This window comes from uncultured Campylobacter sp., assembly GCF_963517995.1.
GTDB lineage: Bacteria > Campylobacterota > Campylobacteria > Campylobacterales > Campylobacteraceae > Campylobacter_A.
The window spans coordinates 1-13631 of the sequence record NZ_CAUQHQ010000014.1 but is presented as its reverse complement, the minus strand read 5'-3'; the positions used below and the strand labels follow the sequence as shown (position 1 = coordinate 13631).

The following is a 13631-nucleotide window of genomic DNA, read 5'->3' as shown; positions in this document are numbered from 1 at the left end:
TTAGTTACCAGCTTACGCTTTTGTTTGAACCGATTTTATTTATATTTATCTCGTCTTCCCAGAATGCTAGACCGGTTTGCAACTGAGTCAAAGTAAGCTGAAAATAATACTCCACTAGCTGTTTATTGTCCGTGGTTTTTATATTTCGCTGTATTATCTTTCCAGATAAGCTCATATCAGGAGCTAGTAGTGTGCCTTTTTTAGCGATCGTATTTTGGGCGAATTCGTCGTTTTCTCTAAGCTCTCTTACGTCGTGAGACATCGCATCTTCCGCTCCTCCGGCGGCGACTGCGGTAGTTATTACTGCTTTACCGCTTTTTAGCATAGCGATGCGGATTTTTTTGGTTAGTAAAGCCGTATCGATGCGCTGAGTCGTATCGTTTATAACTTTGCCCATAGCTACGACGTAACGTCCGCCGCCCGGTCTTTCTAGAGATCCGCTAGATAGCAGGCTTTCTACGGCGTCGCTTGCGGCCTTTTCAAAGTCGGTATGATCTATGCCCATCGTTATAGGCTCTGCGTCTTTTACTTTAGAGCCGTTTTGCATATAGCCGCTCGTAGCGCATCCGCTAAATATCGCAGCTATGACGGCTACGGAAAATAAAGTCTTTTTCATTATTTACTCCTTAGTTTTTAAATTCGTATCTATTTATGGTCTTGATATCTTTATCGTCGCTATCCGGGGTCGTTATGCGTAGCTTATAATTAACTGCTTTATCGCTAGGCGAAACGGCTCTGACGTTAAAGTCCCTTTTGCTCTGCACGACTACTCTTTTCCATTTTGTAGTTATGTTTGTGATTAAAAAGCCGTCTTTATCAAACCAATCTACCTTATAAAGCAGGTCTTTGTTAAAAGACGATTCGTTTTTAAACCTAGCCTCGACCTCCATCATACCGCCGTTAGTGAAGCGGTCGTTTAGGCTTTGCAGCGATAAAAAGCTATTTACCGAGCTGTCCTCGATATCTAGGTGCGGGCTTGCTTTAGGTTCTTTTGATGAGCAGCCTATGAGCAATAAGCTAAGCGCAAAAAGCGCAAATTTTTTCATTTTATTTCCTTTCATAGTAAATTTCGTTTAGGCTAATATTACCCGGCGTTAGAGATTTTATATAGATGATAGCATTTAGTCCCTCTTTTAGGGTTATATTTTTAACAGGCTTTGCGTCGTTTGTTACGATTTGTAAAATTTGCCCTTTATTCTCGACTCTTAGGCTTTGAAAGTCGCGCGGCAGGGTGCTCCAGTATCTGACGTCCGATTTATTGGTAATCGCCGAATATAAACCGGCCGCTATCGTTCCTATATCTCCGGCTGCTTCTCTAGCTCCGTAGCTAAGTGCCGCTTTGGTTATCGCCCTTGCTACGGTTCTGGTTACGCGAACGGGCATTTGGTCTTTAAATTCGGTTCTTACCACGGCGTCCATATCGGCTATCCGGGTCGTAGGCTCGCCGTTTACTTTTATAAATTCATACGAACTAGCGCTTTGATCCAGCGTAGGCAAGGCTATGCCCACGTGAGGCACGTGCATGGTGGCTATAAAAAGCGGTATGTCATATCTGAGCTCTTTTCTAGCGATAGTTTGGCCGTTTTCATATATGACCCAAACGTATTTAGAGAGATTTTTGTGTCCGTTTTTAGAAAAGTAGCTATCTATCAGCGCCATATCTTTTCTAACTTGCGGATTTTTACTATCCATCAACAGGGTTTCTTTTAGTAAATCTCGCGATTTTTCGTAGTTGCCGTCCATAAAGAAAAATATACCGGCTAAATACGAAGTAAACGGATTTATAAAATTAGGCAAGGCTCTAAAATCGCCTATCGAACTCTCGTATGAGGATAGTATCGCCGAAATTTGCGAATCGTTTTGAGATTTTTGATCGTTTTGCTCTACCTTGGCGTCTTTTTCCAGCTCGTCTTTAGCTTTTTGTAGCTGCTTGGCATACATATCTTTAGCTCGCCTTTGTCTGTCTATGGCCCTGTTTAGCTCCACTCTGGCGCTATCGTAATCTTTCATAGACATAAAGTCTAACGATTTATAAATATTCGTCATAACGCGCTCATAATAATACCCCTCGTAATCAAGCGTATTTTCATTTACTAAAGCCGAACCTATCTCGGCTCCTACCGCAGATAGCGCGCCTTTTTCGTCTATATCTTCTTTATATTTTGACTCGGCCACATCAAAATAATAAACGCTAGCGTTAAAGTCTCCGCACTGTCTAAGCAACGCGCCTGCTTGATTTGCCGAAAGTACGGCGTCGTCGCTTTTTGCGATCTTATTTTTTTGCTCCGTTACGTCGCAAACTCCGTCGGCAAATTTTTTAGAATAAGCCGCGATGCCGTCTTGATGGCCGGTTACCGCCGCACAGCCTACAAACGATACGAAAATAATACAGGCCATAATGCATCTTTTAATAAATAGACGTTTAAAACCACTCATTTTGCCCCTAGATTTTAGTAATACTTGTATAATGTTGCACCAAATAATATTAAATAAATATTAAGCAAAATCGCAAAATCTTTAAAACATTAATCTTGCGTAGAAATTAAAATAAAGATTTAATATAATAAAAGCAAACCGCCTTGCTCGTCACGAAAAAATTTGCCGATTTTAGAGGCATAAATTTGCGTCCTAGCTTTGTTTTTCAAATTTTTGCTTTAAAATTTTAAAAATCTCGTGCTTTGAGAGCTCGTATTTGTCGTATATCACGGCGTCATCATCGCCGGTAGGCTGCATGAGGCCGTATGCTAGCTCGCGGTCTAGCCCGCCTTTTTTAAATTTAACGTTTAAAACGTCTATTTTGCGCTTGGCGTCTATCTCGTGGATGCTGATTTGCTTGATATCTTTAAAGTAAAATTTGGCGTTTTTACCACCTTTTTGCACTAAAAATCCATCGTCTTCGATACGCAAAAAACTAACTTGAAATATCTTTTTTACGCAAAGAACCGCGCAGATCACGGCAACGGCCATCGTAAAAATGCCCGTACCGCCCAAAGCGTAGTAAAAATATCCCGCAAAACCCGCGCAAAATAGCGCAATAGCCAAAAATAATGCGCTTGCTGCGCCTTTTTTATTTTCTTTTACCGTCATCTTTGCTCCTTTTTTTTGCAGATTATACCAAACGGCGGCGTAAATACGGATATTAAAGCGCTAAGCGCAAGCATAAATTTAGCGCTTAAAAAGCGTTATCCGCGGTTAAATTTTATATCGGCGTTAAAATCGGCGTAATTTTTTGCTATAATAAATGCGAATTAAATAAAAAATGACCCGGCAATTCGGCTAGTTTGCTTTGCGCGGGTAAATTTAAGGACGTAAATGCAACAAAACACGGTTTTTAGCGGCGAGTATTCTCGCAGAGATATTTTTTTAGTTATGACGCTGGTTTATATATTCGGCGTGATATGCAGGTATTATTGGGTCGTTTGGACGTTAGGCATGGACGAGTTTTGGCTTAACGGCGTGCCGCTGCTAACTACTAACGATGCGTTTGCTAACGCGGAGGGGGCGCGCGATATGCTAGCGGGCTTTCATCAAAAAGGCGACCTTAGTCCGTACGGTGCTTCCATCCCGACGCTAACGTTTTTAATAAGCAATATTTTATCCTCTAACGTAGATACTGTTGCATTTTATTCGAGTATATTTTTATCTCCTTTGCTAGCGGTGCCCGTCATCTTAATATCAAGAGAATACAAAATGCTAAGCGTGGGCGTCGTGGCGTCTTTACTAGCCGTTTCGGCGCCCGGGTACTATATCAGGACTATGGGCGGATATTTTGATAGCGATATGCTAAACATAACCCTGCCCGCGCTAACGGTTTGGTCTTTAATCAAACTCGTAAAAAGCCGCTCTAGCAAAGATATATTTTTACCGGCCGTTTTTACCGCGCTTTATTCTTGGTGGTACGTTAGCTCGTATTCGTTAAATTTAAGCCTTTTGGTTACGTTTTTATTATATACGCTAGTAGCAGATAGGCAAAACGACGTAAACTATAAAGCGGCGATACTGATGGCGGTCGCTCTTATTAGATTTGATTATCGCAGCGAAGGCGAAATGATCGTTAATTACATTTTGGCCCTAAAAGTCGTTCTTATAGCGGCGTTATATTTTTTTATGGCGAAAGCTTCCGCTTCTTTAGGCAAAAAGGCCGTTATCGGCGCGGGCTTGTTTGTAGCGGTTTTATTTGTGAGCTTTGGCGGATTTGAGCCGGTTTTATATGTGCTTGACGTTTATATCAATAAAAACGTAGGAGGAAATTTAGAGACGCTTTATTTTTATAGCACCAGAAAGACCGTCATCGAGGCGGCTAACATATCTTTTAACACCTTTGCTATATATGCGGCCGGAAACGTTATTACCTTTATAGTTTCTATGGCGGGTCTTGTTTTGCTGGTTATTAAATTTCGCTCCTTTATCCTAGCTCTTCCTATGGCAGCGCTCGGATTTTTATCGTTTGTCGCAGGGGTTAGGTTTGCTATGTATATTACGCCCGTTGCCGCGCTAGGATTTGCTTATTTTATATATTTTACATTTGAGTATTTTGGTATCAGAAGATGGCTTAAAAACGCCATGACCGTTTTGCTGGCTTGCCTAGCCTTAACGCCTAATGTCGATTTTATATATAGATTTCTCGTTCCGCCTACGCTTTTTAAGAGTTCTATCGCACCTTTAGTACAGCTAAAAGATAAGGCTAGTAGAGAGGATTATGCGGTATCTTGGTGGGATTTTGGATATTTGATTAGATATTATGCCGATGTCAAAGTGGTCTCAGACCCCGGCAGCAGACAGATAGGCGAATACGCTTTTTTATCGGCCTTTATGCTAAACGAAAATCAAACCGCCTCTGCCAACATGGCAAGACTAAGCGTAGAATACATCGAAAAAAGTCTGGATGAAAAGCCTGGTTCATTATTGTTAAGAGCGCAAAAAGACTACGGCGAAAAAGATATAAATAAATTTTTAAAATCTCTAAACGACGAAAATTTTAAGCTTCCTAAAAAAACGAGAGACGTTTATTATTATTTCGTGCCGGAGATAATAGACATGCTGCCCGCTATCTTAAAATTTACCTCCATAAATATCGCTACGGGCGAGGAGCGGCTGGATAGAACGGTACACGTCGGTTATCAGTTTACTATAGAAGCTGACGGCAAGCTAGACCTAGGCGGCGGCTGGACGTTGCCCGGCATAGACAGTCCGCATCTGCTACATAACGGCAAAGAGGTAAAAATAAATTCCCATCATCATATAGCCAGAGGCGCAGACGGCAACCTCGTAAAAAACGACAAAAAGCTGGACGAAAGCGCGTATATCCATGTCTTATTTTTGGCCGATTACGAGAGGATTTTGATTTTAGATCAAAAGGCTTACGATTCGGCCTTCGTGCAGATGTTTTTGCTGGATAATCACGATAAAAATCTATTTGAGCAGGTTTATCTGGGCAATAAAGCAAAAATTTACAAACTACTAAAATAAACAAAGCCAGGTTTAGCCTCGTAGTCTCGGCGGCTAGCGAGGCTAAATTTAGCTCCTGCTAAGAATTCGGTAGCGATTATTTAAGCGGCCCGGTTTCACGGCTCGGCGTAAATTAATATAGCCGGCTTTGCGCCGCAGTAAATTTTGGCGCGTTTTTTTTGAGTCGTTTTTACGTTTTAGAGATAAATTCGGCGCAAACGGGCTTAGTCCAGCCCATATCTGCGCCGAATTTGAGGATTATTTTATTTTAGCTTCCAGAGAGATTTCTACGTCCGGATAGCTTTTGCCGCCGTGAAACGCCTTGGCTGCGGTTGCAAATTTAGCAAAAGTCTCGTCTAGTTTTAGATCGGCTAAAAGATCGACGCCGATTTTAGCTTTTAGCGTGCCGCCCTCGACCGTATACTGCGTTTTGTAGGTTTTGCTATTTCCTTTTACGCTTACTTCGACTTCTATTTCGCCGGCCTTATCGTCACCGCTAGCCGATACGATTTTAGCTGCGATTGCGTTGCCGTCGAAGATTATGCCGATACGTTTATCGCGGTCGGGAAGCTTTGTATTTATATTTTTTGGATCGATGTTAAATTCAAAGCTCTTTAAAAAATCCGCGAAATTAGCATTTTCCGCGCTTTTAAAGCCTAGTTCTTTAAACGTGCCTTCGACGCCTGTTTTATTTGCCAGTTTGTAGCCGACAAATTTTACGTTAGGCTCGCCCTCTACGCTAAAAGCAAATGCCGAAGCCGCAAATAAAGAGGCGATTAACGCGCCAGAAACGATTTTTCTCATCCGTTCTCCTTAAGATTAAGATTAATAACTGCTATCATTAAGCTAGCAATTATATAATCTAAAACTTCAAACGAAGCTTAAAGCTACTATTTTTATCCGCTTTCGTTTCGGCGTGACTAGGCGATACAAATTTACCTAGGCTAGGCGCCTAGAACGAGCGATTTATTGGAGTCGTTTTTTGAAAGATACGGTAAAAACGGCGAATTTTATGCTTTATAGCAAGCTTGAAGTGCGGCTTACGGCGCGCGGCGCAAAATTTAGCAAGAAAATTTAGCAAACCGGGGCCATTAAGCAAGACGCGGCCCAGGCGCTAAAAAACGTATGTCGGCCCCTTGATATAAACGCGCTAAAACATGGCGTCAAAGACGTAGAGGCGATGCTCGCGCCTTTTTGCAAAGAGGGTTTCGTAAACGAGACGATAAACTCGCAAATGACGTTATTTGCGTTTTAAATTTTTAAAATTGAATGGCGAATTTAAGCTTCGCATAAGCGGCGCATATAGCCTATAAAGCGCAAGCTAAAAGGTGCGTAAATACTAATATACGGGCGTTTTTTGCGGATACGTCGTTTGCCGTTTACTTCCAAACTCCCATATCATCACCAATTATATCGCTGTTGCCCTCTTTTTGACTAATCCAAACCCACTCTTTGACATTTTTAGTTATCCACTCGTTTTTAATGGCGTGTTTATAAACAAACAGACCCAAATTTGCCAGGTCATTTTCATTACCCTTTGCGTGAAAAGTGTTTTTATCAATCCTAATCAAATCGCACTGCTGGGCAAGCTTGTCTAAATATTCGTATATTACGTCTAGCTTATACTTTTTCTCTCGTAAAACCTTATCTTCGTCTATCACTATTTTCGTGCCTAGTAACGGGTAAGCCATATTTTTCCTTTTTATTGCGATTAAATTTGCCGTTTGTCCCAAGCCGAATTTAAAAGCAAAGGCGGTTAAATTTAGCTTCGCAAACGAGCGAACTATGCGCTAGCCTGCCGCAATCAGCCAAAAACCTTTTTTAAATGCGCTTCGTAATCCCTCGTAAAACGCTTGATGTCGGGATTTTTAATGACGTCGTTGCACATAAAAGTAGGCAGCCTTTTCGTGCCTAAAAACTCGTTGGCTTTATGGAAATGCAAATAAACGCCGTCCACGCCTACGCCCTCGAAAAAATCCCCGGCTTGTCAAACGCCTGAAGCGGCGCATTCCACGTGACGCTTAGCATATGTGATTTGCCCTTTATCAGGCCGCCGGTGCCGTATCCGTCGTTTGGACTCGCGCTGTGCCGTCCGTCGTTTGCCACTATCTTGCCCATGCCGCTCATAAACACCTCGTCGATATATTTTTTAACGACCCAAGGCTCGCCCATCCACCACGCGGGCATCTGCCAGATCACGGCATCCATCCATAGAAATTTCTCTACCTCGCCCTCTAGGTCGTAGCCCTCATGTATCGTAGTTTCGCGCGTTTCGTGCCCTAGGGCTTCCAGCGTATTTTTGGCTAGCTCGTGCAAGGTTTTGCTTAGCTTGCCGCCATTGCCGTTAAACGGCGCTCCGCCGTTGATAAGTAGTATTTTCATCTTTTATCCTTTTGATTAAATTTATTCGTTAGCGGCTTACCGCATCTAAATTTAAATTCTGCCTTGCGCCTTATATGCGAACGCAAGCGTAAATTTTACAAAGCGCTTATTGCTAAATTTTACTTTCGCGCCGCAGTTTAGCGTCCTAAAATTTCAAATTTATCGCCGTGCACCGCGATCGCTTCAGCGTTATTTATCGGCGTCAAATTTAGCTTGCTGCCGTAAATTTTTAAAATTTCGCCGCTATGTGCTTTTGTCAAATTTACACGCAGCAAAAATCAACAAATACCTAAAATGCTACAAATTTTCATTTCCCACGCGATAAGCCCCACTCTTGCTAGCTTAAATTTACCCCAGCGCCACGTAATCAGCGGGCAACGGCGTGATAACGCTGATAAAGATAAAATCCTCCTTGCCGGTGTTTTTCATGCCGTGGCACTCGCCCTTAGCCGAGATCACCACATCGCCCTTTTTGACCGAGACTTGCCTGTATTTAGCGGGTCGCTCACTCTTAAAATTTACCTGCTCGCCGTTATCCAAAAGTCCGCCCGCCGTCTTTTCGGCCTCGCTCGTACCCTCTTTGCTAAGATAAAACACGCCCTCGCCTTGCAAGCACACCCACACGTCGTCGCTTTTAGTGTGTGCGTGCACCGCGACTTCTTGGCCGGCTCGCACGACCCAGACCGCGCAGCTAGTGGCGTCCGTCTCGCAAAATATCGTTTTTCTCGCCTTTTCTCCGCTCTTTGCGACCTCGCTTACGTGATAAATTCGCTTTTTCATTTTTGCTCCTTTTTCGTTCATTTTAGCCGCGCAGAGTGAATACGGCGTGAAATTTAAGTGGATTTGAGCTAAAATCAAAGCCAAAATTTAGCGCAAAAAGGAAAAACGATGCAAGAAAATCCAAAAAAAATGTGGTCGGGTAGGTTTAGCGGTGAGAGTAGCGAGCTTTTGGAGGAGTTTAACGCCTCGATCGGCTTTGATAGGGCGCTTTGGCAGGAGGACATCGCGGGCAGCAAGGCGCACGCTCGGATGCTCGGCGCCTGCGGGATTTTAAAGCCTGAGGAGAGCGAAAAGATCGTCGCGGGGCTTGACGCCGTGTTTGAGGAGATAAAAAGCGGTAAATTTGAGTTTAAAACCGCCGACGAGGACATTCATATGGCGGTCGAAAAGCGCCTAAGCGAGCTCATCGGAAGCGATCTTGGCGGCAGGCTACACACCGCGCGCAGCAGAAACGATCAGGTCGCGCTTGATTTTCGCCTCTACGTGCTTAAAAGCGGTGTCGAGATCTCCGAAAAAATCCGCGAGCTAGTCGCTGCGCTACGAGATATCGCTAGCAAGCACGCGGACACGCTGATGCCAGGCTACACGCACCTTCAGCACGCCCAGCCCGTGAGCCTTGCCTATCATCTGCTAGCTTACGCGTTTATGTTTCGCCGCGACTACGAGCGCTTTACTAGCTCGCGCGAGCGAAACAACCTCTGTCCGCTGGGCTCCGCCGCGCTTGCCGGCACGCCGCATCCGATAAACCGCGAGCTCGTCGCGCGAGAGCTTGGGTTTGCGGGAGTAACGCCAAATGCGATGGATAGCGTCAGCGACCGCGATTTCGCGCTGGAGATTTTGTTTAACGTAAGCGTGCTGATGACGCATGCGTCACGCCTGTGCGAGGAGCTCATCTTGTGGAGCTCGCAGGAGTTTGGATTCATCACGATCAGCGACGCGTACAGCACGGGCAGCTCGATCATGCCGCAGAAGAAAAACCCCGACGTCGCCGAACTCATCCGCGGCAAAACGGGGCGCGTAAACGGCAATCTCGTCGCGCTGCTAACGGTAATGAAGGGCTTGCCGCTAGCATACAACAAGGACATGCAAGAGGACAAGGAGGGAGTTTTTGATAGCGTCGCCACCGCTCTTGCGAGCCTTGGAATTTTAAAACAGATGCTAAAAACGGCTAAATTTAACGAGCAAAATATGCTAGCGATGACGCGCCGCGGGCACCTCACGGCGACCGATCTGGCGGACTATCTCGTGCGGGAGAAAAACGTGCCGTTTAGACAAGCGCACTTTATCACGGGCAAAGCCGTGGCGTATGCGGAAAATTTGGGCCTAGATTTGAGCGAGCTAGATGCGCAGCAGCTTGCAAGCGTGGATGAAAGCTTGGGCGGCGATGCGGTTAAATTTCTTGATCTAAACGCTTCTAAGGAGGCGCGCAAGTCGCAGGGCGGAACGGCAAATGAGAGCGTGGCGGCACAGATTGAAATTTTAAACGGGTGGCTGAAAGGCTAAATTTAAGGAGTTGAAAAATGAAATTAAAAAGCTTAACATTAAAAAATTTTAGGTCGTATAAAGATGTAAAAATATTTTTTGATAAAAGTATGAATGTTATCATTGGGCAAAATGATGTAGGAAAATCTACAATATTAGAAGCTTTAGATATTTTTCTTGAAGGTGGTACAATAAAAATAGATATGACCGATTTTAGTAAGAATTCTGAAGGCGATACAATTATTATAGGTGCAGAATTTATAGTTGACGGTGAAAAGGAAATTTTAATAGATGCCTCTAATAAAACAAAGTTGACAGATGAACGTCTTTTGAATAACAATGGTTTTTTAGAGATAATAAAAGAATTTGAAATAAAAAATGAAAAATTACAAAAGGAAAAAGTATTTATAAAAGCGCAGTATCCGAAGGAATACTCCAATGAGCCTCTAATTAACATGAAAATTTCTGACTTAAAAAAGAAACTAAATGAGAATTTTAATAAAGAAGAGGTTAAAGATATAGATAAGCGAACTAATGCCGAAACAAGAAAGGCATTATATGGTAAGGCGAGCAATGAATTCGAAGAAATAAAAATTGATATAACGAAAGAAGATGCCAAAGCCATATGGGAGCAGTTAAAAAAATGGTTGCCTTTGTATTTTTTATTCCAGAGCGATAGAGCAAATAAAGATAGCGATGCCGATATACAAAACCCATTAAAAAGTGCAACAAAAATAGCCGTAGCTAAATTTGAAGAACAATTTAATACGATAAAAAGTCAATTAGAAGAGGAGCTGACAAGAATAGGCAACGAAACAATAGATAAAATGAGGGAAATGGGTCTAGAAAATACAAATTCTTTAAAACCTCAAATTAGTAATAAAAGTCTAGATACTTTATTTTCATTTAGTTTGGAAAGCGACAATGGGATTGCCTTAAATAAAAGAGGAAGTGGTTTTAGGAGAATGGTATTATTAAATTATTTCAGAGCTGAGGCTGAAAGAAAGCTAGGTAGTGATGAAAATAAGGACAAGGATATAATTTATGCAATAGAGGAACCGGAAACCGCACAGCATCCAAATCATCAAAAAATGCTTATAGAAGCATTAAAAGAGCTATCTTATAAAGATACCTATCAACTTATACTTACAACCCATACTCCAGAAATAGCAAAAATGGTTGATGAAGAAAATTTGATATTAGTTGGTAAAGCGAATGATGTTGCTATTATTAATAATGGAGATAATAAGCTTGATTTAGTAGCTGATACATTAGGAATTTTGCCAAGTATTCATCCTGAAAAAATTCAAAAATTAAAAGTCGCCGTATGCGTTGAAGGTTATACGGATATTGAATTTCTTAAAAATATTAATGAAAATATTATAGATTTTAAAAATATAGTTGACCTAGAAAATGAAGCTATATTGATGATTTTTTTGGGTGGTGCCTCTATTCAACATTATGTAGACTATAATTATTTGGTAAAATTGAATATCCCACAAATCCATATATATGATAGCGATTATAATCAAAAAGACACAGCCAAACACTATCAATACAAAAAGTATTTAGATAAAGTTATAAATTCTGGCAACGCAGGCTATCTTACAAGGAAAGCCGAAATAGAAAACTACATACATCCAGATTTAATTAAAAGCGTTTATTTAATAGAAACTTGTTTTCACAATAAAAGTGATGGGTGGTTAAAAGAATGGAATAGTCTTGATTTGCCAAATTTTATTAATCAAAATGTAGATAAGACAAATAAAGATATAGAACCTATATCCAGTGCTAGAACATCAAAAAAATATATAGCTACCGAGCTTTCAAAACAACTTACAAAAGAAATGCTTGAAGAGCTTGACGCTTTTGATGAAATAAAAGGGTGGTTTGAAAAAATAAAAGAGCTAGCAAATTTATAAATTTTAAAATTTACCGCTTAAAGATGAAATTTTTAATATAATTATAGAAAAATTTAAGGAGGAAGGGATGTTTGGAAACGGCTATAAAAAAGAGCTTGAGAGCAAAAATGCTGCTCTATCGCAGGAAAACGAAAGTCTAAAGGCGCAGATAAAGCAACTGCAAAGCGAGCTGGAAGCGGCAAAATCAAGTGCGACGAGCGAGCAAAACGCGCCAAAACCGCAAGCCGAAGCGGTCAAGCTGCTAATAGCCAGCTATGCCGACGGTATGAATTTCTTGCAAGGCACGATGGAAGAAAATTTAGAAATACTGGAAAACATAAACGAGCTAAATAACCTAACGTTTACTAAGACCGGCGAACTGCGCGAGCAGACGAGCTTTATCGTTAGTTCTATGCAAAACGTCCAGCAAATGAGCGGCGACCTGCAAAACGACGCCTCGTCGCTAAATAACAGCGTGATGTCGATCGTGGAGATTATAAATCTCATCAAAGATATCTCGGATCAGACGAATTTGCTAGCTCTAAACGCAGCTATCGAAGCTGCTCGCGCGGGCGAGCACGGACGCGGATTTGCCGTGGTGGCCGATGAGGTGCGAAAGCTCGCCGAACGCACGCAAAAAGCCACTCTCGAAGTCGAGGTAAATATAAATGGACTTAAACAAAGCTCAAATACGATGATAGGAATGAGCGAAAATTTCTCTAAAATTTCGGGCGACGTGATGCGCGTTTTGAGCGATTTTCAAGGCACTATCGCAAGCGTGAACGAAAACACGCAAAATATCTTAAATCAAACATTAAATTTAACCAACGAAGTTAACGTCAGCAACGGCAAAATCGACCATATAAATATGAAACTAAACGGATATAGAGCCGTTTTAAACGGCGAATTTGACGGCATTTCTAGCGTTGGTAGCTGCCGCTTTGGTAAGTGGTTTAACGAAAAGGTCAAAAATATCGTAAAAGACGCAAAAACGGTGCAAGATATCTCTCGAGATCACGAAAACGTCCATAGCGGACTTGATAAGGCGATCAAAATTTTCGCAGATAGTAGCAAGGATAACGCCGCTGGAGTGGAAATCCTAAAAGACGTGGAAAACTCGAGCAAAGTAGGCTTTGAAACGCTTTTAGACGCGGTTAGAGCGGCTAGGAAATGATATTATTTTGGCTGCTCAGCCCAGCAAGGGCTCGGCGGTCTTTTTTGAGGATTTAACGAGCTTGCCGTGCTTACGGCCGGCTCGCTAAGTAAAATTTACGCTCGAATTTCAAGCGTAAATTTAAAATTTAAAACGTACTTTGCGGATCGGTTGCGGTATCTACCCAGCCCAGCTTTGCTCCCCCTAGCAGGTGAAAGTGCAGGTGCATGACCTCTTGGCCGCCGTTTTCGCCGCAGTTTGTAACTAGGCGGTATCCGCTCTTATCCACGCCCATCAGCACCGCGACCTCTTGGATAAATTTCGTCATCTCGCCCATCAGTGCTCCGTCCATCTCCTGGAAATTTTCAAAGTGCTTTTTCGGGATGATCAAAATATGAATCGGAGCCTTTGGGTTTATGTCGTTAAAGGCTAGAAATTTGTCGTTTTCCAGCACTTTGTTGCAAGGTATCTCGCCTGCTACGATT

13 protein-coding genes and 1 pseudogene are annotated in these 13631 nt (G+C 42.3%); 4 read left to right on the top strand and 10 right to left on the bottom strand.

All coding sequences use genetic code 11. The features are described 5' to 3' along the window. Positions 1 to 4: 4 nt before the first annotated feature. The 4 genes from lpoB to RYL88_RS02845 all read right to left on the bottom strand — a co-directional run bounded on the left by lpoB (position 5) and on the right by RYL88_RS02845 (position 3087). Complete coding sequence (gene lpoB / locus RYL88_RS02860) at positions 5 to 616, bottom strand: penicillin-binding protein activator LpoB (RefSeq protein WP_314988879.1); 612 nt, start codon at positions 614 to 616, stop codon at positions 5 to 7. A gap of 10 nt (positions 617 to 626) precedes the next feature. After that, positions 627 to 1046: a YcfL family protein gene (locus RYL88_RS02855; protein ID WP_295141022.1), complete on the bottom strand. Its 420-nt coding sequence runs from the start codon at positions 1044 to 1046 to the stop codon at positions 627 to 629. Position 1047: 1 nt separating this feature from the next. Beyond that, a complete protein-coding gene (locus RYL88_RS02850; protein WP_314988878.1) occupies positions 1048 to 2397 on the bottom strand; it encodes a hypothetical protein in 1350 nt (449 codons plus the stop codon). Between the two features lie 231 nt (positions 2398 to 2628). After that, positions 2629 to 3087 (bottom strand): molybdate transport repressor, encoded by a 459-nt coding sequence (locus tag RYL88_RS02845; protein WP_314390810.1) that lies wholly within the window; start codon positions 3085 to 3087, stop codon positions 2629 to 2631. A gap of 225 nt (positions 3088 to 3312) precedes the next feature. On the opposite strand from RYL88_RS02845, the gene RYL88_RS02840 reads away from it, so the two are divergent. After that, the gene (locus RYL88_RS02840) at positions 3313 to 5469 is read left to right on the top strand and encodes an STT3 domain-containing protein (protein ID WP_314988877.1); all 2157 of its coding nucleotides are present in this window, start codon (positions 3313 to 3315) and stop codon (positions 5467 to 5469) included. 237 nt (positions 5470 to 5706) lie between these two features. Here the strand turns inward: RYL88_RS02840 and RYL88_RS02835 are convergent, their stop codons facing one another. The 5 genes and pseudogenes from RYL88_RS02835 to RYL88_RS02815 form a co-directional block, all read right to left on the bottom strand. After that, complete coding sequence (locus RYL88_RS02835) at positions 5707 to 6252, bottom strand: YceI family protein (RefSeq protein ID WP_295141034.1); 546 nt, start codon at positions 6250 to 6252, stop codon at positions 5707 to 5709. A 575-nt stretch (positions 6253 to 6827) separates the two neighbouring features. Beyond that, positions 6828 to 7139: a hypothetical protein gene (locus RYL88_RS02830; protein ID WP_314988876.1), complete on the bottom strand. Its 312-nt coding sequence runs from the start codon at positions 7137 to 7139 to the stop codon at positions 6828 to 6830. 113 nt (positions 7140 to 7252) lie between these two features. Next, a pseudogene (locus RYL88_RS02825) lies at positions 7253 to 7830 on the bottom strand (NAD(P)H-dependent oxidoreductase). Between the two features lie 137 nt (positions 7831 to 7967). After that, positions 7968 to 8090, bottom strand: a complete 123-nt coding sequence (locus tag RYL88_RS02820) for a hypothetical protein (RefSeq protein ID WP_277418951.1) — start codon at positions 8088 to 8090, stop codon at positions 7968 to 7970. Positions 8091 to 8178: 88 nt separating this feature from the next. Then, positions 8179 to 8610 carry a cupin domain-containing protein gene (locus RYL88_RS02815; RefSeq protein ID WP_122874257.1) on the bottom strand — a complete coding sequence of 144 codons (432 nt, stop codon included), beginning with the start codon at positions 8608 to 8610 and terminating at the stop codon, positions 8179 to 8181. A gap of 108 nt (positions 8611 to 8718) precedes the next feature. Here RYL88_RS02815 and argH point away from each other — a divergent pair, with 108 nt between their 5' ends. The 3 genes from argH (at position 8719) to RYL88_RS02800 (ending at position 13167) form a co-directional block, all read left to right on the top strand. After that, complete coding sequence (gene argH, locus RYL88_RS02810) at positions 8719 to 10113, top strand: argininosuccinate lyase (protein WP_314988875.1); 1395 nt, start codon at positions 8719 to 8721, stop codon at positions 10111 to 10113. A 17-nt stretch (positions 10114 to 10130) separates the two neighbouring features. Further along, positions 10131 to 12014: an ATP-binding protein gene (locus RYL88_RS02805; RefSeq protein WP_314988874.1), complete on the top strand. Its 1884-nt coding sequence runs from the start codon at positions 10131 to 10133 to the stop codon at positions 12012 to 12014. Between the two features lie 67 nt (positions 12015 to 12081). Next, on the top strand, positions 12082 to 13167 hold the full coding sequence (locus RYL88_RS02800; protein WP_314988873.1) for a methyl-accepting chemotaxis protein: 1086 nt from the start codon (positions 12082 to 12084) through the stop codon (positions 13165 to 13167). A 127-nt stretch (positions 13168 to 13294) separates the two neighbouring features. On the opposite strand, the gene RYL88_RS02795 is transcribed toward RYL88_RS02800, so the two are convergent. Further along, positions 13295 to 13630: a histidine triad nucleotide-binding protein gene (locus RYL88_RS02795; RefSeq protein WP_314988872.1), complete on the bottom strand. Its 336-nt coding sequence runs from the start codon at positions 13628 to 13630 to the stop codon at positions 13295 to 13297. Position 13631: the final 1 nt, after the last annotated feature.

Excerpts from the sequence above, each read along its gene's own strand:
- RYL88_RS02805 (WP_314988874.1), top strand. The coding sequence starts at position 10,131 with ATGAAATTAAAAAGCTTAACATTAAAAAATTTTAGGTCGTATAAAGAT.
- argH (WP_314988875.1), top strand. The coding sequence starts at position 8,719 with ATGCAAGAAAATCCAAAAAAAATGTGGTCGGGTAGGTTTAGCGGTGAG.
- RYL88_RS02840 (WP_314988877.1), top strand. The coding sequence starts at position 3,313 with ATGCAACAAAACACGGTTTTTAGCGGCGAGTATTCTCGCAGAGATATT.
- RYL88_RS02845 (WP_314390810.1), bottom strand. The coding sequence starts at position 3,087 with ATGACGGTAAAAGAAAATAAAAAAGGCGCAGCAAGCGCATTATTTTTG.
- RYL88_RS02850 (WP_314988878.1), bottom strand. The coding sequence starts at position 2,397 with ATGGCCTGTATTATTTTCGTATCGTTTGTAGGCTGTGCGGCGGTAACC.
- RYL88_RS02855 (WP_295141022.1), bottom strand. The coding sequence starts at position 1,046 with ATGAAAAAATTTGCGCTTTTTGCGCTTAGCTTATTGCTCATAGGCTGC.
- RYL88_RS02800 (WP_314988873.1), top strand. The coding sequence starts at position 12,082 with ATGTTTGGAAACGGCTATAAAAAAGAGCTTGAGAGCAAAAATGCTGCT.
- RYL88_RS02830 (WP_314988876.1), bottom strand. The coding sequence starts at position 7,139 with ATGGCTTACCCGTTACTAGGCACGAAAATAGTGATAGACGAAGATAAG.
- RYL88_RS02815 (WP_122874257.1), bottom strand. The coding sequence starts at position 8,610 with ATGAAAAAGCGAATTTATCACGTAAGCGAGGTCGCAAAGAGCGGAGAA.
- RYL88_RS02835 (WP_295141034.1), bottom strand. The coding sequence starts at position 6,252 with ATGAGAAAAATCGTTTCTGGCGCGTTAATCGCCTCTTTATTTGCGGCT.
- lpoB (WP_314988879.1), bottom strand. The coding sequence starts at position 616 with ATGAAAAAGACTTTATTTTCCGTAGCCGTCATAGCTGCGATATTTAGC.